Raw genomic sequence first — 24,190 nt, forward strand, 5'->3', positions numbered from 1 at the left:
ACCTCAGCCGCGGTGCTGCAGGGCCGGGTGGGCGCCGGCCGAGACCAGGTCGGCCACCGCGGCGCGGGGCTCGCGGCCGGTGACCAGCGCCTCCCCCACCAGCACCACGTCGGCACCGGCCTCGGCCAGCTCGAAGACGTCGTGCGGGGTGCGGACCCCGGACTCGGCGATCCGCACGATGCCGCTGGGGATGCGCGGGGCCAGCCGGGCGAAGGTGGTGGGGTCGACCTCGAGGGTCTGCAGGTTGCGGGCGTTGACGCCGATCACCCGGGCGCCGGCGTCGGCCGCGCGGGTGATCTCCTCGGCGGTGTGGGCCTCGACCAGCGGGGTGAGCCCGATCGACTCGGCCCGCTCGATCAGCGACACCAGCTCGTCGTCGGTGAGCGCGGCCACGATCAGCAGGGCCAGGTCCGCGCCGGCCGCACGGGCCTCGAAGAGCTGGTAGGCGCTGACGATGAAGTCCTTGCGCAGCACCGGGATGTCCACCGCCCGCCGCACCTGCTCCAGGTCGGCCAGCGAGCCGCCGAAGCGCCGCCGCTCGGTCAGCACCGAGATGGCCGCCGCCCCGCCGGCCTCGTACTCGCGGGCCAGCGCGGCCGGGTCGGCGATGTCGGCCAGGGCGCCCTTGCTCGGGCTGGCCCGCTTCACCTCCGCGATCACCGAGACCCCGGGCGCCCGGAAGGTGGGCAGCGGGTCGAGGGCGCTGGGGAGCTTGCGGACGCGCTCCTTCAGCTCGTCCAGGCCGACCTGCTGCTTGCGGGCGGCCATGTCCTCGCGGACTCCGGCGACGATCTCGTCCAGCACTCCCATCGGGGCCTCCGGGTCAGTCGTTGCCGAGACCGACGGCGCGCAGCACCACGGTGGCGATCATGCCTGCCACGACGATGGCGGCGCCGATGCCGATCACCAGCCAGTTGGGGTCGATCGCCTCCGGGTCGGGTCCGACCAGGAAGCCGATGCTGCCGACCACGAACCCCACCAGGCCGAGCAGCACGCCCGCCCAGGCCGCCGGTGAGCGTCCGTGGTGGTACTTCGGATGGCTGTGCACGGAGCGTTCTGCCGCCTCGGTCATGGTCTCCCCTCGCGTCGGTCGTCCAGCAGGCCCGGCTCTGCTGGGGACATTGTGTCCTCCCCGGGGTCGAGTCGGCCAATCGGGTCCGGTGACGTGGCCGCGGCGGTGCCGGGCTCGTCGCGGGTCGGGTCCTCGCCGCGGTCCAGGGCCCGCCACGCCGCCGCCGGGTCGCCCGGGTCGACCGCGCTGCTGGTCTCGTAGCGGGCCGCCCGGCTGGGCCAGCCCGGCGCGGCCACCACCATCAGCGCCGAGGCGGCGAGCAGCAGCAGCCCGCCGGCGGCGAACACCCACGGCCAGGCGGTCGGGCTGGTCTGCCACCGGTCGGCCAGCGTGACGGCGCTCAGCGCGGCCTGCACCTCGGCGTCGGAGGGCCGAGGCGGGGCCGCGCCGAGCACCAGCGCACCCAGCCCGAGCAGTCCCAGCAGCACCCCCACCGCGCGCCGGCCGCGGGCGCGCAGCGTCAGCGAGAGCAGCAGCCCCAGCGGGGGCACCACCGCGAGCGCCTGGCTGAGCCCACCGGTCGTGGACGTCCCCGTCAGCGCGGTGCGCGCCCCCTCGGCGGTGACGGCGACCCAGTCCTGCCCGGCGCTGACCAGCAGCACGGCCGAGGCCAGGGCGATCCCGCCCCAGCTCACCGTGCGGCTGGTCGAGGGCCTCACGGCGTCCCGCCGCCCGGCGTGGGCCGGCTCGCGGCCAGCGGGGTCATCCGCTCGGCGCGGGCGATGGCCCGCATCACCGCGGCGGCCTTGTTGCGGGACTCGGCGTCCTCGGTGGCGGCGACCGAGTCGGCGACGATGCCGCCACCGGCCTGCACGTGGGCGATCCCGTCCCGGAGCACCGCGGTGCGGATGGCGATGGCCACGTCGGCGTCCCCGGCGAGGTCGAAGTAGCCGACCACGCCGCCGTAGAGACCCCGTCGCGACACCTCGAGCTCGTCGATGATCTGCATCGCCCGCACCTTGGGCGCCCCGGAGAGCGTGCCGGCGGGGAAGCAGGCCAGCACGGTGTCCAGCGCGGTGCGTCCCTGCCGCACCCGCCCGGAGACCGAGGACTCCAGGTGCATGATGTGGCTGTAGCGGCGCACCTGCATGAACTCCGTGACCGCCACCGTGCCGGGCTCGCAGACCCGGCCCAGGTCGTTGCGGGCCAGGTCGACCAGCATCAGGTGCTCGGCCCGCTCCTTGGGGTCGGCGAGCAGCTCGGCCTCCATCGCCTGGTCCGAGACGGGGTCGGCGCCGCGCGGCCGAGAGCCGGCGATCGGGTGGGTGGTGGCGCAGCCGTCCTCGATGGTGACCAGCGCCTCGGGGCTGGAGCCGATGACGTCGAAGCCGTCCAGCCGGAGCAGGTACAGGTAGGGGCTGGGGTTGCTCAGCCGCAGCACCCGGTAGACGTCCAGGGCGTCGGCGGTGGTGGTGACGTCGAAGCGCTGGCTGACCACCACCTGGAACGCCTCGCCGGAGCGGATCTCCTCCACCGCCGCCTCGACCGCCGCGGCGTACTCGGCGGTGGTGCGCTGGTCGTGCACCCGCAGCTCGGACTCCCCGTCGGGGACGGCCACCAGCGAGGGCGTCGGCTCCGCCAGCCGGGCGGCCATCGCCTCGATCCGGGCGACCGCGTCGGCGCGGGCCTCGTCGACGCGCTCGTCGGTGTCGTCGAAGTTGACCGCGTTGGCGATCAGCCACACCTCGCCGGTCTGGTGGTCCAGCACGGCGAGGTCGGAGATCAGCATCCACTGCAGCTCGGGCAGCCCCAGGTCGTCCACGTTGCCGTCGGGCAGGTCCTCGATGCGGCGCACGGTGTCGTAGCCGAGGTAGCCGACCAGACCCGAGGACAGCGGCGGCAGCCCCTCCTGACGGGGGCCGTGCAGCCGCTCCAGCGTCAGCGCCAGCGCCTCCAGCGGGTCACCGCCCTCGGGCAGCCCGACGGGCGGGCGCCCGTGCCAGACGGCCCGGCCGTCGCGCTCGGTCAGCGTGGCGACCGAGCCGACGCCGATGAAGGACCACCGCGACCACACCCCGTGCTCGACCGACTCCAGCAGGTAGCTGCCGGGACCGCCGGCCAGCTTGGCGTACAGACCCACCGGGGTCTCGGTGTCGGCCGCGAGCCGGGTGTGCACGCTGATCACCCGGGCCTCGCGCGCCAGCTCGCGGAAGCGTTCCACGCTGGGCTCGATGTGCATCGCGCCAGCCTAGTGGTGCTGCTCGTCGGCGAGCAGCGTGTGCGTGTCGAAGCAGGACGGCGCGCCGGTGTGGCAGGCCGGCCCGACCTGGTCCACCCGCAGCAGCAGCGCGTCGCGGTCGCAGTCCAGCTCGACCGAGCGCACGTGCTGGACGTGCCCGCTGGTCTCGCCCTTCACCCAGTACTCCTGGCGGCTGCGCGACCAGTAGGTGCCGCGGCGGGTGGTCAGCGTGCGGCGCAGCGCCTCGGCGTCCATCCAGGCCAGCATCAGCACCCGGCCGCTGGCGGCGTCCTGCACCACCGCGGGCAGCAGGCCGTCCTCGTTGGTCGCCAGCAGCGCGGGGAGGTCGTCGAGGTCGGTGCTCACCCGGCCATTCTGCCGTGCGCCGGCCGGGCCGGACGGGTCGTGCCGCGGTGCGGGCACCGCCGGTGGGGGCGTGTCCTAGAGTGCGAGGGTGCATCTTGCCCAGTCAGAACGAGCGGCCCTGTGCGACCTGCTGGACAGCGTCGGCCCGGACGCGCCCACCCTCTGCGGGGACTGGACGAGCCACGACCTCGCCGCCCACCTGTGGGTCCGCGAGACCGACCCGCTGGGGGCGCCCGGCATCGTGGCCAGGCCGCTGGCGGGGCTGACCGAGAAGCGGATGAACGAGACCAAGCAGCGCTGGTCCTACGCCGAGCTGGTGGACAAGGTGCGCCGCGGCCCCAGCCGGTTCTCGCTGTTCGCGCTGCCGGGCGTGGACGAGCCCGCCAACGCCACGGAGTTCTTCATCCACCACGAGGACGTCCGCCGCGCCGGCCCGACGCCGCTCGGACCCCGCCCGCTGGACACCGCCACCGAGGACTGGCTGTGGCGGCGGCTCAAGCTGCTGGGCCGGGCCTCCTTCCGCCGGTCCCCCGTCGGGGTGGTGCTGGAGCGCGAGGACGGCTCGGCGGAGCCGCTGCGGGTGGCCTCGGGCAGCGAGACCGTGACCCTGGTGGGTCAGCCCTCGGAGCTGCTGCTCTACGCCTTCGGCCGCGGCCGGGTGAGCGAGGTGCGCGCCATCGGCGAGGAGGAGGCCCTGGCCCGGCTGGCCGGGGCCGACTTCAGCCACTGACCGACGACCACGCGGCCCAGCGCCGCAGGAGAGGAGCGACCATGACCAACCCGTCCCCCGACGTCCCCGAGGCCGACGCCCTGGAGCAGTCGCTGCCGGTGCACGACGCCCCCGAGGACGGTCTCGAGGAGATCACCGCCCCGCTGGAGGCGGACCCGGCCGACGTGGCCGAGCAGCACCTGGAGGTGCCCGACGAGGACGACCGCCGCGACTGAGCCGGACGCTCAGACCTCGCGGTAGCGGGGCGAGCGGCGCAGCCGGATGCCGGAGAAGCCGAGCCCGGAGGCCACGACCCGCTCCCACCAGCCGAACAGGTCGCCGGTCACCCGGAGGTCGATCCCGGCTCCCGCGTGGGCCGCGACGAGGTCGCCCACCCGGTGGGGGTCCCGCAGCGGCGTGACCGGCCGGTCGGCCACGTGGGCGTGCGGCGGGTCCCCGAAGGGACGGAAGTCCGCCGCCGCGAACGGGTAGGCCCACAGCACCGTGGTGGTCAGCGCCCGCAGCCACCCGTGCTCGAGGACGTGCAGCCGCTCCACCCCCGGCCCGAGCAGCCGGTCGGCCAGGTCGGGGTCGCAGCCGGGGACCCGCCAGGCCATCGCCCGCGGGCAGTCGCGGGGGAACCAGTAGTCCGGGCAGCGCGGGCCGTCGACCGCCCACACGTAGGCCTCCGGCTGCTGGGCGGTGGCCGCCACGTGCGGGACGAACGAGGTGATGCCCGGGTCCTCGCTGAAGTGCCAGACCTCGCCCTCGGGCGCCCGCGCGTGCGTGGTCGTCAGCCCAGCCGGGCGAGGATCAGCTCGCGCACCCGGGCGGCGTCGGCCTGCCCGCGCATCTGCTTCATCACCGCACCGATCAGCGCGCCGGCGGCCTGCACCTTGCCGCCGCGGATCTTCTCGGCCACGTCGGGGTTGGCGGCGATGGCCGCGTCGACGGCCGCGCCCAGGGCGTCGTCGTCGGAGACCACCGCGAGCCCGCGGGACTCGACCACCTCGGCCGGCTCGCCCTCACCGGCCAGCACGCCCTCGATCACCTGGCGGGCCAGCTTGTCGTTGATGGTGCCGGCCTCGACCAGCTGCTGGAGCTGGGCCACCTGCGCCGGGCTGATGGGCAGCGCGTCGAGCTCGCTGCCGGTCTCGTTGGCGCGGCGGGCGAGCTCGCCCACCCACCACTTGCGGGCGGCCTGGGGGGCGCACCCGGCGGCCACGGTCTGCTCGATGAGCTCCAGCGCGCCCGAGCTCACGACGTCGCGCATCTCCAGCTCGGTGTAGCCCCACTCGGCGAGCAGCCGCTTGCGGCGCAGGTGCGGCTGCTCCGGCAGCGTGGCCCGCAGCTCCTCGACCCACTCCCGGCTCGGGGCGACCGGCACCAGGTCGGGCTCGGGGAAGTAGCGGTAGTCCTCGGCGGTCTCCTTGCTGCGCCCGGCGGTGGTGGTGCCGGTGTCCTCGTGCCAGTGCCGGGTCTCCTGGGTGACCGGAGTGCCCTCGCGCAGCAGGGCGGCCTGCCGGGTGATCTCGTAGCGCAGCGCCCGCTCGACGCTGCGCAGCGAGTTGACGTTCTTGGTCTCGGTGCGCGTCCCCAGCGGTGCGGCCGGGTCCGGGCGCAGCGAGACGTTGGCGTCGCAGCGCAGCGAGCCCTGCTCCATCCGGACGTCGGAGACGCCGAGGGCGCGCAGCAGGTCGCGGAGGTGGGCCACGTAGGCGCGGGCCACCTCGGGCGCGCGGGCGCCGGCCCCGGTGATCGGCTTGGTGACGATCTCGATCAGCGGCACGCCCGAGCGGTTGTAGTCCAGCAGCGAGTGGCTGGCGCCGTGGATGCGGCCGGTGGACCCGCCGACGTGCAGCGACTTGCCGGTGTCCTCCTCCATGTGAGCGCGCTCGATCTCGATGCGGAACGGCTCCCCGTCCACGTCGACCTCGACCCAGCCGTCGAAGGCGATCGGCTCGTCGTACTGCGAGATCTGGTAGTTCTTCGGCATGTCCGGGTAGAAGTAGTTCTTCCGGGCGAACCGGCACCACTCCGCGATGGAGCAGTTGAGGGCGAGCCCGATCCGGATGGCCGACTCGACCGCGGTGCGGTTCACCACCGGCAGCGCGCCCGGCAGCCCCAGGCAGACCGGGCAGGTCTGGGTGTTCGGCGGGGCGCCGAAGGCGGTGGAGCACCCGCAGAACATCTTCGACGCCGTGCTCAGCTCGACGTGCACCTCCAGCCCCATCACGGGGTCGAAGGCGGCCAGCGCCTCGTCGTAGTCCATCACCGCGGCACTCATGCCGACACCTCCGCACGCTCGGGGACCCGGTCCAGCAGGGAGCCGCCCCACTGCTCGGTGAGGGCTCGCTCCAGCGCCGCCCCCACCCGGTACAGCCGGTCGTCGGCCATCGGCGGGGCGATGACCTGCAGCCCCACCGGCAGCCCGTCCTCGGGGGCGAGCCCGACCGGGAAGGAGGCCGACGCGTTGCCGGCCAGGTTGCTGGGGATGGTGCACAGGTCGGCGGCGTACATGGCCAGCGGGTCGTCCACCCGCTCCCCCAGCGGCCACGCGGTGGTCGGTGTGGTGGGTGAGACCAGCACGTCGACGGTCTCGAAGGCGGCGGCGAAGTCGCGCACGATCAGCGTCCGCACCTTCTGCGCCGAGCCGTAGTAGGCGTCGTAGTAGCCGCTGGAGAGGGCGTAGGTGCCGATGATGATGCGGCGCTTCACCTCGTCGCCGAAGCCGGCCTCGCGGGTGAGGTTCATGACCTCCTCCGCGCTGCGGCTGCCGTCGTCGCCGACCCGCAGCCCGAAGCGCATGGCGTCGAACTTGGCCAGGTTGGAGGAGCACTCGCTGGGCAGGATCAGGTAGTAGGCGGCCAGCGCCTGCTCGAAGCTGGGGCAGGACACCTCCACCACCTCCGCACCGAGGGAGGACAGCAGCGCGACCGCCTCGTCGAAGCGCTGCTGGACGCCCGGCTGGTAGCCCGCCCCGCCGAGCTCGCGGACCACGCCCACCTTGAGCCCGGTGACGTCGCCGGAGCGGGCCGCGCCGACCACGTCCGGCACGGGGGCGTCGATCGAGGTGGAGTCGAGCGGGTCGTGCCCGCCGATCACCTCGTGCAGCAGGGCCGCGTCGAGCACCGTGCGGGCGCAGGGCCCGGGCTGGTCCAGGCTGGAGGCCAGCGCCACCAGGCCGTAGCGGGAGGTGCCGCCGTAGGTCGGCTTCACGCCCACCGTGCCGGTCACCGCGGCCGGCTGGCGGATCGAGCCGCCGGTGTCGGTGCCGATGGTCAGCGGCGCCTCGAAGGCGGCCAGCGCGGCCGCCGAGCCGCCTCCGGAGCCGCCGGGGATCCGGCTGGTGTCCCAGGGGTTGCGGGTGGGGCCGTAGGCGCTGTTCTCGGTGGAGGAGCCCATCGCGAACTCGTCCATGTTGGTCTTGCCCAGCACCACCAGCCCGGCCTCCAGCAGCCGGCGGGTGACCGTGGCGTCGTAGGGCGGGTGCCAGCCCTGCAGGATCTTCGACCCGCAGGTGGTGGGGGCCCCGCGCATGGTCAGCACGTCCTTCAGACCCAGCGGGACGCCGGCCAGCGGGCCGACCGGCTCCCCGGCGGCCACGCGGGCGTCCACGTCCCGGGCCGCGGCCAGGGCGCGCTCGCCGTCGACGTGCAGGAAGGCGTGGACCTCCTCGTCGACGGCCTCGATGCGCTCCAGGTGGGCCCGGGTGACCTCCTCGCTGGAGATCCGCCGGGCGGCGATGTCGGCGGCCAGGTCGGCCGCGCTGCGGCGCAGGTGCTCGTTCATCAGGCCTCCTCGCCCAGGATCCGCGGGACCCGGAAACGGTCCTCCTCGGCGGCGGGTGCCCCGGCCAGCACGTCCTCGCGCGGCAGCGAGGGACGCACCTCGTCGGGGCGGAAGACGTTGGTCAGCGGCAGCGCGTGCGAGGTCGGCGGGATGTCGGCGTCGGCGACCTGCTGCACCGAGGCGACGGCCTCCAGGATCCCCTCGAGCTGGGGGGCCAGGTGCTGCAGCTCCTCCCCGGTCAGGTCGATCCGGGCCAGCGCGGCCAGCTTGGCCACGTCCTCGGGTGTCAGCGCCACCAGGTGCTCCCATCGTCGTGCTCGGTGGTCCTCGGGGCGGGACCGCGGGGCGTGCGGGTCCGGGCGCAGCCACGGACCCTGGGCCCGGCGACCCATCCTAGGGGACCGGGACGGGCGCCGCCGGGTGCGCGTCCCGCCCAGTGGGGGGTTACACCGTCGTAGCGAAGATGGTTGAGAATGTCCCCGTGTTCCTGATGCGAGTGTCGCTGCCCGACCGCCCCGGATCCCTGGGGGCGGTGGCCAGTGCCGTCGGTACCGTGGGCGCCGACATCCGCTCGGTCGAGATCGTCGGCAAGCAGGACGGCGAGGCCGTCGACGACTTCATGCTCACGCTGCCCAACGGCGCCATGCCCGACAACCTGGTGAGCGCTTGCACCGCCATCGAGGGCGTCCGGGTGCTCTGGTTCTCCCGCTACCCCGAGGGCGGCGGGCTGGAGTCCGACATCGAGGCGCTGGAGCGGATGCAGCAGTCCCCGGAGCAGGCGCCGGAGATCCTCACCGAGTCCGCGCCGCTGGTCTTCCACTGCCACTGGGCGCTGCTGCTCGACACCAGCTCGCGCACGGTCGCCTTCGCCACCGAGATGGCCCCCGACCTCACCGAGGAGGGGGTGCGGGCGCTGGAGCCGGTCGATCAGACCCACAGCGTCGAGCTCGCCGCCGACTGGCTGCCCTCCTGGGGCGAGACCACGGTGGCCATGGCCCCGGTCGGCGACAGCCGCACGCTGGTGATCGGGCGCCAGGGCGGGCCCAGCTTCCTGGCCTCGGAGATGGCCCGGCTCAAGCACCTCGCCGGGCTCGCCGCCGGCTGAGCCTCAGCTGCCGGTGGTGAGCTGGCTGACCAGGAACCAGTAGACCCCCGCCACCACGGCCACGGCCAGCACGAAGACGAGCACGACGAGCCAGCGGGCCCGCTTCTTGCTGCGGGTGCTCGGCACCAGCTCCGGCCCCCAGTCCCCCAGCCCCGGGCGCACCTGCGCCGGCGTGGAGCCGTTGAGGTTGAGGTCGGAGAAGATCTTCGGCACGCCGCCAGCCTAGACCGACGCGCCGGCGCCGCGGGGCCGACCGGCTGCCGGCTGTCGGTGCCGGTGGGCAGAATGAGCCCGTGAGCGACGCACCGCAGGACGAGGACCGCACCACGCAGCAGCGGCTGGCCGAGCTCAGCGCCCGGCTCGAGGAGGCCCGGCTGGCCTACTACGGCGACGACGCGCCGGTGATGTCCGACGCCGACTACGACCGGCTGGAGCGCGAGCTCCGCGCCCTGGAGGAGGCCCACCCCCAGCTGCGCCGGCCCGACTCCCCCACCCAGACCGTCGGCGGGGTGGTCGGCGCCGCCTTCAGCCCGGTGCAGCACCTGCAGCGGATGATGAGCCTGGACAACGCCTTCACCAGCGCCGAGCTGGCCGAGTGGGACGCCCGGGTCCGGCGCGAGCTCGGCGAGGTGGAGTTCGGCTACCTGACCGAGCTCAAGATCGACGGGCTGGCCGTTGCGCTGGTCTACGAGCACGGCGAGCTGGTCAGGGCCGCCACCCGCGGCGACGGCCGGGTCGGCGAGGACATCACCGCCAACGCCCGCACCATCGCCTCGATCCCGCACCGCCTCGCCACCGACGACCCGCCGGCCCTGGTCGAGGTCCGCGGCGAGGTCTTCTTCCCGGTGGCGGAGTTCGAGAAGCTGAACGAGGCGCAGGCCGCGGCCGGCAAGGCGCCCTACGCCAACCCCCGCAACACCGCCGCCGGCTCGCTGCGGCAGAAGGACCCGGCGGTCACGGCCTCGCGGAACCTGGCGATGTACGTCCACGGCATCGGCGCCCGCGAGGGCGTCACCGCGCGGAGCCAGTCCGAGGTGTACACGCTGCTGGCCCGGTGGGGCCTGCCGACGAGCCCGCACACCCGGGTGCTGCCCGACCTCGACTCGGTCGAGCGGTTCATCGCCTCCTACGGGGAGAACCGGCACTCGGTCGAGCACGAGATCGACGGCGTGGTGGTCAAGGTCGACGAGTTCTCCGCCCAGGGCCGGCTGGGCTCCACCAGCCGGGCGCCGCGGTGGGCGATCGCCTTCAAGTACCCGCCGGAGGAGGTCACGACCAAGCTGCTCGACATCGACGTCAACATCGGCCGCACCGGCCGGGTCACCCCGTACGCGGTGATGGAGCCGGTGACGGTGGCCGGCTCGACGGTCGAGATGGCCACCCTGCACAACGGCTACGAGGTCAGGCGCAAGGACGTCCGGATCGGCGACACGGTGATCGTGCGCAAGGCGGGCGACGTGATCCCCGAGGTGCTGGGTCCGGTGCTGGCGCTGCGGGGTCCGGACGTCCGCGAGTTCGTCATGCCCACCACCTGCCCCTCCTGCGGCACCCCCGTCGGCCCCGTCCGCGAGGGCGACAAGGACTGGCGCTGCCCCAACGCCCAGCACTGCCCCGCCCAGCTGCGCGAGCGGGTGTTCGCGCTGGCCGGCCGCGGCGGCCTCGACATCGAGGCACTGGGGTGGGAGGCCTCCATCGCGCTGACCGACCCCGAGCACGGGCGTCCGCCCGAGGCCACCACCGAGCGCCAGCAGCCCGTGCTGACCTCCGAGGCGGGGCTGTTCGACCTCCGGGTCGAGGACGTCGCCGGCGTGCAGGTGTGGCGGCGCCGCAAGAAGAACGGCGTCGAGCAGGAGGCCGCGCTGGAGCCGTTCTTCTACACCCGCGGCACGGCGAAGCAGCCGCCGGCTCCGCGGGCCACCACGCTCACCCTGTTCGAGGAGCTCGAGAAGGCGAAGAGCCAGCCGCTGTGGCGGGTGCTGGTGGCGCTGTCCATCCGCCACGTCGGCCCCACCGCCGCCCGCGCGCTGGCCCAGTCGCTGCGGTCGATGGAGCGGATCCGCTCCGCCGGCGTCGAGGAGCTGGCCGGCATCGAGGGGGTGGGCCGGATCATCGCCGAGTCGGTGGTCGAGTGGTTCGGCGTCGACTGGCACCGCGAGATCGTCGACCGCTGGGCGGCGGCCGGGGTGCGGATGGCCGACGAGGTCGACGCCTCCGTCCCCCGGACGCTGGAGGGGCTGACGCTGGTGGTCACCGGGTCGCTGCAGAACTGGACCCGGGACGAGATCAAGGAGGCCATCCTGGCCCGTGGCGGGAAGGCGTCGGGCTCGGTGTCGAAGAAGACCGACTACGTGGTGGTGGGTGAGAGCGCCGGCAGCAAGGAGGCGAAGGCGCGCGAGCTGGGCCGCCCCATCCTGACCGAGCAGCAGTTCGAGGTGCTGCTCGCCCAGGGCCCGGGAGGGCTGTCGTGACGCTGCCCGGCGAGGAGCAGGTCCCCGCCGCGGCCGTGCCGCGGCCCGGCCGGGTGTTCGACGCCGTCGGCGGCGGGCTCTACGCCGCCGTGGCCGCGCTCGGGCTGGGGGCCGTGTTCACCGGCCTGGGCACCGCCACCTGGCTCTCGATCGCCGCCTTCGCCCTCACCCTGGCGGTGGTGCACCTGACCACCAACCGGGCCCGCACCCCCGCGACGCCGGCGGCACCGACGCCGTGGCGCCGCAGCGACGGCCGCGACCTCGGCGTGCTGCTCAGCGCGGTCGGGGTGACGGCGCTGCTGGCCCGGGCCGCCGGCGACCTGGGCGAGTCCACGGCCGGCTTCCTCGCCTGGCTGCTCGGGCTGGTCGCGCTGGCCCTGGTCCGGCTCGGCCGGGTCGGGGTGGACCAGCTGCTGGCGCGCGGGCGGGCCGAGACCTGCCTGGAGCTGCTGGAGGACGAGCTGCGGCTGATCGAGTCCGAGGCCTCCCGCGCCGGCGGCTGGTCCACCGAGCTGCGGCCCCAGCAGCACCTGGTCCGGCAGGCCCGCGACCTGCTCAGCCAGGAGCTGCGGCTGCTCGAGGCCCGTCAGGTGCCGGTGGCCGACGTCGAGCGGGCGCGCGCCCAGGGGGTCGAGGTGCTGCGGCGGATGCCGCCGCGGGCCGGCCGGGAGCCCGGGGTCAGCGGCCCAGCTCCTCGGTGACGACGGCGGTCGCCCGCACCAGGGCGCGCAGCGTCCGGGTGGCCGGGGCGGCGCTCCAGCCGGCCAGCCCGCAGGCCGGGGTGAGCAGCACCCGCCCGGCCACGTCCGGCCCCAGCTCCAGCGGCTGCAGCACCCGCAGCGCCCGCGTCGCCAGCTGGTCCGGGGTCAGCGGCGCGTCGGGGACGGCGGTCGGCTGCACGCCGAGCCCCACCTCGACCGCCCCGGACTCCAGCGCCTCCGCCAGCCGGTCGAGGTCGGCCGCGGTGAGCTGGTCGGCGTCGAGCAGCAGCCCGCCGACGCCGGCGCCCAGCACCAGCGCGACGTCGAGCCCCGGGGCGCAGCAGTGCAGCCGCACCCGCTGCCCGCCGGCGGCCAGCACGGCCTCGACGACCTGCTGCAGGGCCTGCGACACCTCCGGGCGGTCGACCCGGCGGTGGCGGGAGAAGCCGCTGGCGGTCCGGATCGAGCCCGCCATCACCGCCGGCAGCTGGGGTTCGTCCAGCTGCACCGCCAGCTCCAGGTCGGGCAGCCGCCGCGACACCTCGGCGACGAGGTCGGCCAGCCCCTCGGCCAGGCTCTGCCCCAGCTCCCGGCGGGCGCCGGAGTCGGCCAGCACCCGGTCGCCGCGGGGACGCTCGATCCCGGCGGCCAGCGTCCAGGGACCGGCGCAGGTGAGCGTGAACGCGCCGCGGTAGCCCTGCGCCGCCTCCTCGAGCAGGTCCAGGTCCTGGCGCAGCAGCGAGCGGGCCCGGCGGGCGTCGACGCCGGGGCCGTCGGTGAGCCGCCAGCCGGCCGGCTGCAGGTCCAGGCTGAGCCCGGAGAGCACCGCCCCGCTCCGGCCCAGGAGCTGGGCGTGCACGCCACGGGCGGGCAGCTCGGGCAGGTACGGCACCCCGGGGCCGTCGGCCTCGCCCAGCTCGCCCAGCGTCAGCCGGAGCGCGGCCGCCATGTCGGTGCCGGGCCAGGAGCCGGTGCCGGTGGCCCGGACGCCGACGCCGCTCACCGGGCGGCCACCGGCTGCGCGTCCCGGGCGCCGGTCGTCCCGTGTCGGGTGGAGTCGATGGTGGCGCTGCCGACCACGCGGGTGCCGTCGTAGAGCACGACCGCCTGGCCGGGTGCGACCCCGCTGGCCGGCCGCTCGAGGCGGACCAGCAGCCTGCCGTCCCGCAGCTCCGCCCGGGCGGGCAGCGCCTCGCCGTGGGCGCGCAGCTGCACCGTCCCGTGCCACTCCGCGACCGGCGCCTGCCCGGTCCAGCCGGGGCGGATGCCCTCCAGCTCGCGCACCTCCAGCGCCTCCCGCGGGCCGACGGTGACGGTGCGCTCCGCCGGGGAGATGTCGAGCACGAACCGGGGTCGCCCGTCGGGGGCGGGGACGCCGAGGCGCAGCCCCCGCCGCTGGCCGACGGTGAAGCCGTGGGTGCCCTCGTGGGAGCCGAGCACCGTGCCGTCGGTGTCGACCACCGCACCCGGTTGCGACCCGAGCCGGGAGCTGAGGAAGCCGGCGGTGTCCCCGTCGGCGATGAAGCAGATGTCGTGGCTGTCGGGCTTGTCGGCGACCAGCAGCCCGCGGGCCGCCGCCTCGGCGCGGACCTGCGGCTTGGGGGTGTCCCCCAGCGGGAAGGCCGAGCGGGCCAGCTGCTCGGGCCCCAGCACCCCGAGCACGTAGGACTGGTCCTTGTCGCCGTCCACCGCGCGGTGCAGCTCCACCCCGTCCGGGCCGGGGAGCAGCCGGGCGTAGTGCCCGGTGGCCACCCGGTCGAAGCCGAGCGCGAGCCCGCGCTCGAGGACGGCGGAGAACTTGATCTTCTCGTTGCAGCGCAGGCAGGGGTTCGGGGTCCGGCCGGCGGCGTACTCGGCCACGAAGTCGTCCACCACGTCGGCGGCGAAGCGCTCGGAGAGGTCCCAGACGTAGAAGGGGATGCCCAGCACGTCGGCGGCGCGGCGGGCGTCGTGGGCGTCCTCGCGGGAGCAGCAGCCACGGGCCCCGGTCCGGAAGGACTGCGGGTTGCGGGACAGCGCCAGGTGGACGCCGGTCACCTCGTGACCGGCCTCCACCATCCGCGCCGCCGCGACGGCGCTGTCCACCCCGCCGGACATGGCTGCCAAGACCTTCATGGGCCCGAGGTTACCGGCCGCGCGTCAGGCCACCCGCCGAGCGGTGCGGACCGCCCCGGGCAGCACGCGCAGCAGCGCGTCGACGTCCTCGGCCGTGGTGGTGGGGCCGAAGGAGAACCGCAGCGCCGAGCGGGCGGTCGCCTCGTCCGCACCGGCGGCCAGCAGCACCGCGCTGGGCTGCACCACCCCGGCCGAGCACGCCGAGCCGGTGGAGCAGTCGATGCCGGCGGCGTCCAGCAGCATCAGCAGGTCGTCGGCGCGCACGCCCTCGAACCCGAGGTTGACCACGGCCGGGCTGACCTCGCCCCCGCCGTTGCGGCGCCAGCCCTCCAGGCCGCTGGCGGCCAGCCCGGCCAGCAGCCGTCCGGTCAGCTCCGACGCCCGCCGCCGGTGCTCGGCGCGGCCCGCCACGGCCTCGGCGCAGGCGGCGGCGAGGGCGGCGGCGAGGGCGGCCGGCACGGTGCCGGAGCGGATGTCGCGCTCCTGCCCGCCGCCGGAGCCGACCGGGTGCAGCCGCACCTCCCGGCGCACCAGCAGCGCGCCCACGCCGACCGGGGCGCCGAGCTTGTGCCCGGAGACGGTGAGCAGGTCCAGGCCCGAGGCGGCGAAGTCGACGTCGAGCACGCCCACGGCCTGGACGGCGTCGCTGTGGCTCCAGGCGCCGCTGCGGCGGCAGGCCTCGACGAGCCGGTCGAGCGGCTGCAGGGTGCCGGTCTCGTTGTTGACCCACATCACCGAGGCCACCGCGACGCGCTCGTCCACCCGGTCCCAGACGTCCTCGCGGACCCGGCCGTCGGCGTCCACGCCCAGCCCGACGACCCGCCCGCCGTCCTCGGCGAGGGCGGCGGCGGTCGCCGCCACGGCCAGGTGCTCCACCGTGGACACCGCCACCGCGTCCCGGCCCTCGGCGCGACGGGCCCGCCAGCCGCCCCGCACCGCCAGGTTGTCGCCCTCGGTGCCCCCCGAGGTCAGCACCACCTCGCCCGGGTGGGCACCCAGACTGGCCGCCAGCGACTCGCGGGACTCCTCCAGCAGCCGCCGGGCGGCGCGTCCGGAGGCGTGCAGCGAGGACGGGTTGCCGGTCAGCGCCAGCCCCTCGACCAGCGCCGTGCGCGCGGCCGGCGACACCACCGTGCCGGCGGCGTGGTCCAGGTACACCCTCGCGCTCACGGGGCCATCCTCCCCCACCCACCCGCGGGCGTGACGGTTCCCGCCACCGTCGACCACTACGCTGAGCCCGGCCGGCCGCAGGAGCCGGCGCACGCCGACCGCAGTCGAGGTGACGATGAGCACGCCCGGACCCTGGGCACAGCCGGCCGTGACCGGACCCCGGTGGGGACGACGCGTCGTCGTCACGCTGGTGTCGGTGCTGCTGTCCTCGCTGCTCGGCGTGCTCGGCGGGGTGGCGGTGCTCAACGGCAGGACGGCTCCCGACGACCCCTCGGCACCCGAGCCGCCGCCGGTGGCGGCCCGGCCGTCGGACACCGTCCGCCGCTACCTGGAGGCGCTGGCCGCCGCGGACGCCGGGGCCGCGCTGGCCGAGGCGGCCACCCAGCCCGCGGACCGCACCCTGCTCACCGACGAGGTGCTGCGCGCCAGCCAGCAGATCGCCCCGCTCTCGGCCATCACGGTGCCCGACACCGACGCGGGCTCCTCGGTGGAGGCCAGCTACCGCCTGGGTGAGGAGCAGGTCACCCGCCGCTTCCGGGTGGCCGAGGTGCCGGGCGGCTACCAGCTCGAGACGGTGGCGGCCACCCTCGACGTCAGCCGGCTGCGCACCGAGGCGCTGCCGCTGACGGTCGCCGGCACCGACGTGGCCGGCGACTCCGTGACCCTCTTCCCGGGGGTGTACGCGGTCGAGACCGGCAACGAGTACCTCGCCTACGGGTCCGGGCAGCTGCTGGTGAAGGACCCCGACGCCTACCTCGACACCAGCGACCTGGCCCTCGACATCACCGAGGAGGGCGTCACCGCCTTCACCGAGCTCGTGGAGGCGCACCTCGACAAGTGCCTGGCCTCCAGCTCGCCGGAGCCGAAGGGCTGCCCGTTCGCGGCCAGCGTGTCCTCCAGCTACGAGGTGAAGAAGGGCAGCGGCAGCTGGGAGGCCGACGACGAGCTGCTCGCCGGCTTCGAGCCGCGGCTGGACTACGAGGACCCGACGGTGGCCACCGCCTACGTCAGCGGGCAGCTGACATTCAGCTACCGCTACACCAGCGACTTCGAGGACGGCACCCAGGACGGGGAGATCCGGACCTACCTGGGCGCGGACTACTCCCTCGACCTGGACAGCGAACCGCTGGAGGTGACCGCCGGCTGAGCGGCGCCGCCGCGGCCGTCGGGGCTCAGCCCTCCTCCGGGTCCTCGCCGGCCACCAGCCGGCGCACCCGCTCCTCGGCCTCGGCGCCCAGGGCGTCGACGTAGGCGCGCACCTCGGCGTCCCGGCGCCAGCGCTCCGCCCGGTCGGCCACCACCCGCCCGGGGACCCCGGCCACCACCGACCCGGCCGGGTAGCGCCCGCGCGCCACGGTGTGCGCGGCCAGCACCGAGCCGGCGCCCACGTCCGTGCCGCGGACCACGGTCACCCCCGTACCCAGCCAGCAGTCCGGGCCGATGCGCACCGCCGAGCGGACCAGCCCCTGGTCCTTGATGGGGGTGGCCGGGTCGGCGTGCACGTGGTCGAAGTCGCACAGGTACACCCGGTCGCCGATGATCGTGGCCGCCCCGATGCGGATGTCGAGGTGGGCGTTGAGGGTCAGGTCGTAGCCGAGCACGCACTTGGGCCCGACCTCCACCGTGCCGGCGTGGGCGCGGAGCTTCACCCGGTCCGCCAGGTGCGTCCACGCCCCGATCCGCAGCCGTGCGCCCGGGGCGACCGTGAGCTCGACGTCGCGGCCGAGGAAGACGAACCCGTCGAACTCCACCCGCGGCCAGCGCAGCCGGGCCAGCCGGTAGCGCCACCAGGCCCGCAGGTAGACCGGGCGCAGCCAGCGGCGCCGGAGCAGCCAGCGCAGCGTCCGCCAGGCCCGGACCGGGGCGGACGCGGCGGTCACCGCGGCTTGAACGCGGTGACGGACACGTTGTAGTAGAGGGCGCCCGGCACCACGCGGGTCAGCCGGCGGTCCAGCCGGTCCAGGGCCAGCCAGGAGCGGTAGGCGAAGAACCGCCACCGCAGCCCCAGCCGCTCCTCGGTCAGCGCCGCCTCGAGGGTGCGCACCGGCCAGCCCCACCAGGCCGCGGTCAGCTCGTCGCTGCTGGTGCGCACGCCCGCCAGCCCGGTCCCGCGGACGAGCTCGGCCAGCTCCTCGGGGTCGAAGGTGTGCAGGTCGACCACGGCCTCCAGGGCGGCGGCCCGGCTGGACTCGTCGAGCTCCTGCTCCGGCCGGACCCACTCCCGCAGCCGGGGCACCCGGGTCAGCGCGCGGGTGCCACGCCAGGTGAGGGTCGACAGCCGGCGCGCGATGCGGTGCCCGACGCGGGTCGGCTCGCCGCAGACCACGACCCGCCCGCCGGGCTTGAGCACCCGCGCGATCTCGCGGAAGGCCCGCGCCACGTCGGGGATGTGGTGGATGACCGCGTGACCCACCACCAGGTCGAAGGTGTCGTCCTCGAACGGCAGCGCCTCCGCGTCCGCCACGCGCCCCTCGACGTCGAAGCCCAGCCGGGCGGCGTTGGCCAGCGCCACCTCCACCATGCCGGCGGAGATGTCGGTGACGCAGGCGCGGCGGACCAGCCCGGCGCGCATCAGGTTGAGGGTGAAGAAACCGGTCCCGGCACCGATCTCGAGGCTGAGCGGGTAGGGCTGCGACGTCCGTCCGGCCGCGCCCTCGAACCGCTGCCGGGCGTAGTCGGTGCAGCGGTCGTCGAAGGAGATCGACCACTTGTCGTCGTAGCTGCCGGACTCCCAGTCGTGGTACAGCACCTGGGCCAGCTTCGTGTCGTGCCAGGCGGCCTCCACCTGCTCGGGGCTGGCGGGGGTGCGGGCGCCGGGCGTCCCGGCCGGCTCAGCGGCCACGGAACTCCGCCTTCCCCGGTCCCCGCTCCAGGAAGGACTGCATGCCCCGCGTGCGGTCCTCGGTGGCGAACAGGGCGGCGAACTGCTGGCGCTCGATCTCCAGCGCCACCGGCAGCGCCACCTCCAGCCCCTGGTCGACGGCCTCCTTGGCCGCCCGCAGCGCCAGCCGCGGCCCGCCGACGAACTGCCGGGCCCACTCGTGGGCGGCTGCCAGCACCTCCCCGGCGGGCAGCACCCGGTCGACCAGACCGATCGCGAGCGCCTCCGGGGCGGGGACCTGGCGCCCGGTGAGCACCAGCTCCTTGGCCCGGCTGGGCCCGACCAGGCGGCTCAGCCGCTGGGTCCCGCCGGCTCCCGGGATCACCCCCAGCAGGATCTCGGGCTGGCCCAGCACGGCGTCCTCGGCGGCGAAGCGGACGTCGGCGCAGAGGGCGAGCTCGCAGCCGCCGCCGAGCGCGTAGCCGGCCACCGCGGCGACCACCGGCTGGGGCAGCCCCGCCAGCATCGCGAAGGTGCTCTGCAGCCGGCCCGACCAGCCCACCGCGGCCGCGTGGTCGAGCCCGGCCATCTGCTTGATGTCGGCTCCGGCGGCGAACACCCGGTCCCCGCCGGTGAGCACCACGGCGGCGGCCTCCTCCGCGGTCGACAGCCAGTCGGCGGCCCGGCGGAGCCCCTCGACCACCTCGGCGTCGATGGCGTTGACCCGGGGCCGGTCCAGCCGCAGCTCCGCCACGCCGGCGTCCACCGTCAGCCGGACGGCCGGCGTGCCGCAGTCGACCACGTGCGGATCGGTGCTCATGCAGCGCACTGTAGTGGGCCTCCTCCCCGGTGCACGCGGGGCGATGCGTCAACGGCCCGCGCGCTGGACCTGCGTGGGGCAGACTGTGCTCCCCGGCCGCCGGCCGGGGCAGGAGAGGAAAGACCATGGACGTGTGCGTGACCGCCCCCGCCGACACGTCCCGCCTGGGCGCGACGCCGCTGGCCGAGGGCACCCGGTTCGGGCTGTGGGCGCCGGGGGCCACCCGGGTGCAGCTGGTGCTGCTGGACGAGCAGCACCGCCCGGGCCAGACGCTCGACCTGGCCGAGGGCGAGGACGGCACCTGGGAGACCACCGTCGCCGGCGTCGGTGCCGGCCAGCGCTACGGCTACCGGGTGCACGGCACCTGGGACCCGGCGCGCGGGCTGCGGGCCAACCCGGCCAAGCTGCTGCTGGACCCCCGCGCGCGGGCGGTGACCGGCGAGCTGGACCTGTCCGGGCCGGTCCGCGACCACGTCCCCGGCCACCCGGACCAGCGCTGCGACCGGGACTCGCTCGGCCACGTGCCGGTGGGGGTCGTGGTGGCGCCGCACCGGCCGCCGGAGCCGTTGAGCCGTCCGGCCGGCGGGGACCTCGTGGTCTACGAGACCCACCTGGCCGGCACCACGCGGCTGCACCCGGAGGTGCCGCCCCGGCTGCGCGGCAGCTACGCCGGCTTCGCCCACCCGGCCGTGGTGGATCACCTGCGGTCGCTGGGGGTCACCGCCGTGGAGCTGCTGCCGGTGCAGCACTTCGTCTCCGAACCCCACCTGGTCGAGCGCGGGCTCAGCAACTACTGGGGCTACAACACCCTGGGCTTCTTCGCCCCGCACGCCGGCTACTCCTCCTCCGGCAGCACCGGCGGGCAGGTGACCGAGTTCGTCGACATGGTCAGCGCCCTGCACCGGGCAGGCATCGAGGTCGTCCTCGACGTGGTGCTCAACCACACCGCCGAGGGCGACCAGACCGGGCCGACGCTGTCCTTCCGCGGGCTGGCGAACTCGCACTGGTACCGGCTGGACGACCACGGCCGCCAGGTCGACACCACCGGCTGCGGCAACTCCGTCGACACCTCCGAGCCCGGCGTGCTGGCTTTCGTGCTGGACTCGCTGCGCTACTGGGTGACCGAGATGGGGGTGGACGGGTTCCGCTTCGACCTGGCCAGCACGCTGGTCCGCGACGGGTCCCACGCCGTCGACCTGGACCACCCCTTCCTCCGCGAGATCCGCCGCGACCCGGTGCTGAGCGGTGTGCGGCTGATCAGCGAGCCGTGGGACCTGGGGACCGGCGGCTACCTGGTCGGCCGCTTCGGCGAACCGTGGGCGGAGTGGAACGACCGCTACCGCGGTCTGGTCCGCGACTTCTGGCGGGGGCGGGCCGACGGCGTGCGCGAGCTGGCCACGCGGCTGAGCGGCTCGGCCGACCTGTTCGACCCGGGCAGCCGCCGGACCGGCAGCAGCCTCAACTTCGTCACCGCCCACGACGGCTTCACGCTGCGGGACCTGGTGAGCTACGAGCACAAGCACAACCTGGCCAACGGCGAGCACAACCGCGACGGCAGCGACGACAACCGCTCGGTCAACCACGGCGTCGAGGGCGAGACCGACGACCCGGCCGTGGTGGCGGCCCGCCACGCCCACGTCCGCCACCTGATGGCCACCCTGCTGCTCTCGGCCGGCTCGCCGATGATCACGGGCGGGGACGAGCTGGGGCGGACCCAGCGCGGGAACAACAACGCCTACTGCCACGACGACGAGCTCACCTGGCTCGACTGGTCCGAGCCCTGGCAGGACGTGCTCGACACCACCCGGGAGCTGCTGCGGCTGCGCCGCGAGCACCCGCTGCTGCGTGGGGAGCGCCGCCAGCACGGCGACGGCGTCGCCCAGCTGCTGTGGCTCAGCGGCGAGGCCGACGCGCACCAGCCGGGCGGGGTGGCGCGGATGGACGTGCACCGGTGGGCGGACCCGCACCGCCACCTGCTCGGCATGTACCGCAGCGACGAGCAGGAGGCCCTGCTCGTCTGGCTCAGCGCGCAGGGCGGCTCGCCGCTGCTGCACCTGCCCGGGCAGCCGCTGGCGCAGCGGTGGGAGCTGCTGCTCGACACCAGCGGCAGGGCCGCCCTGGACGGCGGCACGCTGCGGCTGCAGGGCGCCGCGGTGGTCGTGCTGCGCTCACCCCGCTGACCGGCTCCGCGGCCGCGGACGCGCCCCGGCCCGTCAGTGGTCGGGCAGCGTGGCCAGCCCCAGCTCGGCCGCGACCGACAGCCGGGGGTGGCTGGGCACGACCCGGACGGTGAACCCGCGCGAGCCGGTCTGGCGGACGGGCAGCTCGGCGGCGTAGCGCCAGGTGCCGTCACCCAGGTCGCTGCAGGAGGTGAAGGCCCGGCTCGTGATGTTGCGCAGCTCGTCGTCGCCGTCCAGGTCGCCGGTGACCACCTGCACCTCGACGTCCTCCGGCGACAGCTCGCCCAGGTGCACCTGGGCGGTGAAGCTGAGCGGCCGGCCGACCTCGACGCTCTGCCCGCCCGAGCTCTCCGCGTGCAGCACCTTCACCTGCGGCCAGCCGGCCCGCACCCGCCGCTTCCAGGCGGCCAGCGCCTCGGCCTGCTCGCCGTCCAGGCCGCGGGCGGCGACGGCCGCCGGGTCGTAGAGGCCGGTGACGTAGTCGCGCACCATCCGCGAGGCCAGCACCTTGGGCCCCAGCACCGAGATGGTGTCGCGGATCAGCCGCACCCAGCCCTGCGGCACCCCGTTGACGTCGCGGTCGTAGAACCGGGGCACCACCTGGTTCTCGATGATCGAGTACAGCGTCTCGGCCTCGGCGGCGTCGCGCTGGTCCGGGTCGGCGATGCTCTCCGCGGAGGGGATGTCCCAGCCGCAGCGCGGGTCGGACCACTCGTCCCACCAGCCGTCGCGGATGGACAGGTTCGCCGCCCCGTTGAGCGCCGCCTTCATCCCCGAGGTCCCGCAGGCCTCGAAGGGCCGCAGCGGGTTGTTCATCCACACGTCGCAGCCCGGGTAGAGCAGCCGGGCCATCGAGATGTCGTAGTCGGGCAGGAACACCAGCCGCTCGCGGACGTCCTCGCGGTCGGCGAAGCGCACCATCTGCTGGATCAGCGACTTGCCGGTGTCGTCGGCCGGGTGCGCCTTGCCGGCCACCACGATCTGGATCGGGGTGGTGGGGTGGTTGAGCAGCCGGATCAGCCGCTCGGGGTCGCGCAGCATCAGCGTCAGCCGCTTGTAGGAGGCCCCGCGACGGGCGAAGCCGAGCGTCAGCACGCCGGGGTCGAGTGCGCGGGAGATCCACTCCGTCCCGCCGGGCAGCCCCCGCTGGCGGACGCTGGCCGAGAGCCGCTGCCGCGCCATGGTCACCAGGTCGGCCCGCATCCGGCGCTTCATCGTCCAGATGGTGTCGGCGTCGACGTGCTGCAGGGCGTCCCAGTCGTAGCCGTCGGGGGCCATCTCCTCCTCACCGGCCGGCAGCTCGAGCAGCTTCAGCAGGGCGGGGTGCACCCAGGTCGGGTGGTGCACGCCGTTGGTGATGGAGCCGATCGGCACCTCCGTGGTGTCGAACCCCGGCCACAGCCCGGAGAACATCTCCCGCGAGACCTCCCCGTGCAGCCGGGAGACGCCGTTGGCGCGCTGGCCGAGCCGGAAGCCCATCACCGCCATGTTGAACCGGGAGGGGTCGCCCCCCTCGTAGTCCTCCGCGCCGAGGGCCAGCACCCGCTCCAGCGGCAGCGGCGCGAAGTCGGCGAACTGGCTCTCGACCATGGCCCGGTCGAACCGGTCGATGCCGGCCGGCACCGGGGTGTGGGTGGTGAAGACGTTGCCGGTGCGGGTCAGCTCCAGGGCCGAGTCGAAGTCGTGGCCGGCCGCCATCTGCTCGCGGATGCGCTCCAGCCCGAGGAAGCCGGCGTGGCCCTCGTTGGCGTGGTACACCTCGGGCGCGGGGTGCCCGCTGACCCGGCACCACGCCCGCAGCGCCCGCACGCCGCCGATGCCGAGCAGCACCTCCTGCGCCAGCCGGTGGTCGGCGCCGCCGCCGTACAGCCGGTCGGTGACGTGGCGGTCGGTCTCGCTGTTGGCCTCGATGTCGGAGTCGAGCATCAGCAGCGGGACCCGCCCGACCTGGGCCACCCAGATCTGGGCCTGCAGGGTGCGCCCGTGCAGCGGCACCTCGACGGTGACCGGGCTGCCGTCGGCGGTGAGCAGCGTCAGCGGCATCGCGCTGGGGTCGAGCAGGGGGTAGCGCTCCTGCTGCCAGCCGCCGGCGTCGAGGGACTGGCGGAAGTAGCCGTGCCGGTACAGCAGCCCCACGCCCACGATCGGCACCCCGAGGTCGCTGGCGGCCTTGAGGTGGTCGCCGGCGAGGATGCCGAGACCTCCGGAGTACTGCGGCAGCACGTCGGAGACGCCGAACTCGGCGGAGAAGTAGCCGATCGCCGCCGGCGCGGCCGGGTTCTCGGCCGCGTGCCGCTGGAACCACAGGTCGGCGCTCAGGTACTCGGCGAGGTCGGCCTCCCGCAGCGAGACCTGGCGCACGAAGCGGCGGTCCTCGGCCAGCACCTGCAGCCGGGCGGGGTCGACCTGGGCGAGCAGCCGCAGCGGGTCGTGCCCGGCCGCCTCCCACAGCTGGGGGTCGACCGAGCGGAACAGCTCCTGGGTCTCGGTGTGCCAGGACCAGCGCAGGTTCCGCGCCAGCGTGGCCAGCGGGCTCAGGGCCTCGGGGAGGACGGGGTGGACGTTCAGCCGTCGGAGTGCGCGCACGGAAGGAGGCTACTGGTCCCTCCCCGAGGTGTCAGGAGGGTCGCGACGGCGGTGGGCGCCTGTGCCGAAGCCCGACCCTCCCCGGCCCCGCCGGGCGGCGGCGCTG

General features: G+C 75.2%; 24 protein-coding genes. 7 read left to right on the plus strand and 17 right to left on the minus strand.

Annotated features, from left to right (window positions below; translation table 11 throughout):
- Positions 1 to 3: 3 nt before the first annotated feature.
- From trpC to hisI, 5 genes are read right to left on the minus strand one after another with little or no spacing between them, the layout of a single operon-like run.
- Positions 4 to 810, minus strand: a complete 807-nt coding sequence (gene trpC / locus GC722_RS08110; RefSeq protein ID WP_156609461.1) for an indole-3-glycerol phosphate synthase TrpC — start codon at positions 808 to 810, stop codon at positions 4 to 6.
- 13 nt (positions 811 to 823) lie between these two features.
- Positions 824 to 1,048 (minus strand): HGxxPAAW family protein, encoded by a 225-nt coding sequence (locus GC722_RS08115; protein ID WP_231747705.1) that lies wholly within the window; start codon positions 1,046 to 1,048, stop codon positions 824 to 826.
- A 20-nt stretch (positions 1,049 to 1,068) separates the two neighbouring features.
- Positions 1,069 to 1,731, minus strand: coding sequence for a Trp biosynthesis-associated membrane protein (locus GC722_RS08120; RefSeq protein ID WP_156609463.1), 663 nt, complete (start codon positions 1,729 to 1,731; stop codon positions 1,069 to 1,071).
- Positions 1,728 to 3,251 (minus strand): anthranilate synthase component I, encoded by a 1,524-nt coding sequence (locus GC722_RS08125; RefSeq protein WP_156609464.1) that lies wholly within the window; start codon positions 3,249 to 3,251, stop codon positions 1,728 to 1,730. Before GC722_RS08125 ends, GC722_RS08120 begins: the two co-directional genes overlap by 4 nt.
- Before the next feature lie 9 nt (positions 3,252 to 3,260).
- Positions 3,261 to 3,617, minus strand: coding sequence for a phosphoribosyl-AMP cyclohydrolase (gene hisI / locus GC722_RS08130; RefSeq protein ID WP_331714541.1), 357 nt, complete (start codon positions 3,615 to 3,617; stop codon positions 3,261 to 3,263).
- 88 nt (positions 3,618 to 3,705) lie between these two features.
- On the opposite strand from hisI, the gene GC722_RS08135 reads away from it, so the two are divergent.
- Complete coding sequence (locus GC722_RS08135) at positions 3,706 to 4,347, plus strand: TIGR03085 family metal-binding protein (protein WP_331714542.1); 642 nt, start codon at positions 3,706 to 3,708, stop codon at positions 4,345 to 4,347.
- Between the two features lie 41 nt (positions 4,348 to 4,388).
- Positions 4,389 to 4,562, plus strand: coding sequence for a hypothetical protein (locus tag GC722_RS08140; RefSeq protein ID WP_156609465.1), 174 nt, complete (start codon positions 4,389 to 4,391; stop codon positions 4,560 to 4,562).
- A gap of 9 nt (positions 4,563 to 4,571) precedes the next feature.
- On the opposite strand, the gene GC722_RS08145 is transcribed toward GC722_RS08140, so the two are convergent.
- Genes GC722_RS08145 through gatC form a run of 4 tightly spaced genes read right to left on the minus strand, consistent with a single transcriptional unit; the run spans position 4,572 to position 8,414 of the window.
- Entirely contained in the window at positions 4,572 to 5,123 is a 552-nt protein-coding gene (locus GC722_RS08145) for a DUF6886 family protein (RefSeq protein ID WP_156609466.1), read from the minus strand.
- Complete coding sequence (gene gatB, locus GC722_RS08150; RefSeq protein WP_156609467.1) at positions 5,120 to 6,613, minus strand: Asp-tRNA(Asn)/Glu-tRNA(Gln) amidotransferase subunit GatB; 1,494 nt, start codon at positions 6,611 to 6,613, stop codon at positions 5,120 to 5,122. Before gatB ends, GC722_RS08145 begins: the two co-directional genes overlap by 4 nt.
- Positions 6,610 to 8,118, minus strand: coding sequence for an Asp-tRNA(Asn)/Glu-tRNA(Gln) amidotransferase subunit GatA (gatA, locus tag GC722_RS08155; protein WP_156609468.1), 1,509 nt, complete (start codon positions 8,116 to 8,118; stop codon positions 6,610 to 6,612). Before gatA ends, gatB begins: the two co-directional genes overlap by 4 nt.
- A complete protein-coding gene (gatC, locus tag GC722_RS08160) occupies positions 8,118 to 8,414 on the minus strand; it encodes an Asp-tRNA(Asn)/Glu-tRNA(Gln) amidotransferase subunit GatC (RefSeq protein ID WP_408609299.1) in 297 nt (98 codons plus the stop codon). Before gatC ends, gatA begins: the two co-directional genes overlap by 1 nt.
- A gap of 191 nt (positions 8,415 to 8,605) precedes the next feature.
- Here gatC and GC722_RS08165 point away from each other — a divergent pair, with 191 nt between their 5' ends.
- Positions 8,606 to 9,223, plus strand: a complete 618-nt coding sequence (locus GC722_RS08165) for an ACT domain-containing protein (RefSeq protein WP_156609812.1) — start codon at positions 8,606 to 8,608, stop codon at positions 9,221 to 9,223.
- A gap of 3 nt (positions 9,224 to 9,226) precedes the next feature.
- Here GC722_RS08165 and GC722_RS08170 read toward each other — a convergent pair whose 3' ends face one another.
- Positions 9,227 to 9,436: a hypothetical protein gene (locus tag GC722_RS08170; protein WP_197429904.1), complete on the minus strand. Its 210-nt coding sequence runs from the start codon at positions 9,434 to 9,436 to the stop codon at positions 9,227 to 9,229.
- A gap of 80 nt (positions 9,437 to 9,516) precedes the next feature.
- On the opposite strand from GC722_RS08170, the gene ligA reads away from it, so the two are divergent.
- Positions 9,517 to 11,691, plus strand: coding sequence for an NAD-dependent DNA ligase LigA (ligA, locus tag GC722_RS08175; protein ID WP_331714543.1), 2,175 nt, complete (start codon positions 9,517 to 9,519; stop codon positions 11,689 to 11,691).
- Entirely contained in the window at positions 11,688 to 12,392 is a 705-nt protein-coding gene (locus tag GC722_RS08180) for a hypothetical protein (protein WP_156609469.1), read from the plus strand. Before ligA ends, GC722_RS08180 begins: the two co-directional genes overlap by 4 nt.
- On the opposite strand, the gene GC722_RS08185 is transcribed toward GC722_RS08180, so the two are convergent.
- From GC722_RS08185 to GC722_RS08195, 3 genes are read right to left on the minus strand one after another with little or no spacing between them, the layout of a single operon-like run.
- Complete coding sequence (locus GC722_RS08185) at positions 12,370 to 13,395, minus strand: uroporphyrinogen decarboxylase/cobalamine-independent methonine synthase family protein (protein ID WP_331714544.1); 1,026 nt, start codon at positions 13,393 to 13,395, stop codon at positions 12,370 to 12,372. The genes GC722_RS08180 and GC722_RS08185 overlap by 23 nt on opposite strands.
- On the minus strand, positions 13,392 to 14,507 hold the full coding sequence (gene mnmA, locus GC722_RS08190) for a tRNA 2-thiouridine(34) synthase MnmA (RefSeq protein WP_156609470.1): 1,116 nt from the start codon (positions 14,505 to 14,507) through the stop codon (positions 13,392 to 13,394). The genes GC722_RS08185 and mnmA overlap by 4 nt, the downstream gene beginning before the upstream one ends.
- A gap of 24 nt (positions 14,508 to 14,531) precedes the next feature.
- On the minus strand, positions 14,532 to 15,677 hold the full coding sequence (locus GC722_RS08195; protein ID WP_331714545.1) for a cysteine desulfurase family protein: 1,146 nt from the start codon (positions 15,675 to 15,677) through the stop codon (positions 14,532 to 14,534).
- A gap of 148 nt (positions 15,678 to 15,825) precedes the next feature.
- Between GC722_RS08195 and GC722_RS08200 the strand changes: the two genes are divergently transcribed.
- A complete protein-coding gene (locus tag GC722_RS08200) occupies positions 15,826 to 16,824 on the plus strand; it encodes a hypothetical protein (protein WP_197429905.1) in 999 nt (332 codons plus the stop codon).
- A gap of 25 nt (positions 16,825 to 16,849) precedes the next feature.
- Here GC722_RS08200 and GC722_RS19215 read toward each other — a convergent pair whose 3' ends face one another.
- From GC722_RS19215 to GC722_RS08215, 3 genes are read right to left on the minus strand one after another with little or no spacing between them, the layout of a single operon-like run.
- Positions 16,850 to 17,557: an acyltransferase gene (locus tag GC722_RS19215; RefSeq protein WP_197429906.1), complete on the minus strand. Its 708-nt coding sequence runs from the start codon at positions 17,555 to 17,557 to the stop codon at positions 16,850 to 16,852.
- On the minus strand, positions 17,554 to 18,519 hold the full coding sequence (locus tag GC722_RS08210) for a class I SAM-dependent methyltransferase (RefSeq protein WP_331714546.1): 966 nt from the start codon (positions 18,517 to 18,519) through the stop codon (positions 17,554 to 17,556). The genes GC722_RS19215 and GC722_RS08210 overlap by 4 nt, the downstream gene beginning before the upstream one ends.
- Positions 18,509 to 19,318 carry an enoyl-CoA hydratase/isomerase family protein gene (locus GC722_RS08215; protein WP_156609473.1) on the minus strand — a complete coding sequence of 270 codons (810 nt, stop codon included), beginning with the start codon at positions 19,316 to 19,318 and terminating at the stop codon, positions 18,509 to 18,511. The genes GC722_RS08210 and GC722_RS08215 overlap by 11 nt, the downstream gene beginning before the upstream one ends.
- A 125-nt stretch (positions 19,319 to 19,443) precedes the next feature.
- Here GC722_RS08215 and glgX point away from each other — a divergent pair, with 125 nt between their 5' ends.
- Positions 19,444 to 21,498, plus strand: coding sequence for a glycogen debranching protein GlgX (gene glgX, locus GC722_RS08220; protein WP_156609474.1), 2,055 nt, complete (start codon positions 19,444 to 19,446; stop codon positions 21,496 to 21,498).
- A 33-nt stretch (positions 21,499 to 21,531) separates the two neighbouring features.
- Here glgX and glgP read toward each other — a convergent pair whose 3' ends face one another.
- Entirely contained in the window at positions 21,532 to 24,084 is a 2,553-nt protein-coding gene (glgP, locus tag GC722_RS08225; protein WP_331714547.1) for an alpha-glucan family phosphorylase, read from the minus strand.
- Positions 24,085 to 24,190 lie beyond the last annotated feature (106 nt).

It is taken from the genome of Auraticoccus cholistanensis, assembly GCF_009742705.1.
GTDB lineage: Bacteria > Actinomycetota > Actinomycetes > Propionibacteriales > Propionibacteriaceae > Auraticoccus > Auraticoccus cholistanensis.

Excerpts from the sequence above, each read along its gene's own strand:
- trpC (WP_156609461.1), bottom strand. The coding sequence starts at position 810 with ATGGGAGTGCTGGACGAGATCGTCGCCGGAGTCCGCGAGGACATGGCC.
- GC722_RS08125 (WP_156609464.1), bottom strand. The coding sequence starts at position 3,251 with ATGCACATCGAGCCCAGCGTGGAACGCTTCCGCGAGCTGGCGCGCGAG.
- GC722_RS08140 (WP_156609465.1), top strand. The coding sequence starts at position 4,389 with ATGACCAACCCGTCCCCCGACGTCCCCGAGGCCGACGCCCTGGAGCAG.
- gatB (WP_156609467.1), bottom strand. The coding sequence starts at position 6,613 with ATGAGTGCCGCGGTGATGGACTACGACGAGGCGCTGGCCGCCTTCGAC.
- gatA (WP_156609468.1), bottom strand. The coding sequence starts at position 8,118 with ATGAACGAGCACCTGCGCCGCAGCGCGGCCGACCTGGCCGCCGACATC.
- mnmA (WP_156609470.1), bottom strand. The coding sequence starts at position 14,507 with ATGAAGGTCTTGGCAGCCATGTCCGGCGGGGTGGACAGCGCCGTCGCG.
- GC722_RS08215 (WP_156609473.1), bottom strand. The coding sequence starts at position 19,318 with ATGAGCACCGATCCGCACGTGGTCGACTGCGGCACGCCGGCCGTCCGG.
- glgX (WP_156609474.1), top strand. The coding sequence starts at position 19,444 with ATGGACGTGTGCGTGACCGCCCCCGCCGACACGTCCCGCCTGGGCGCG.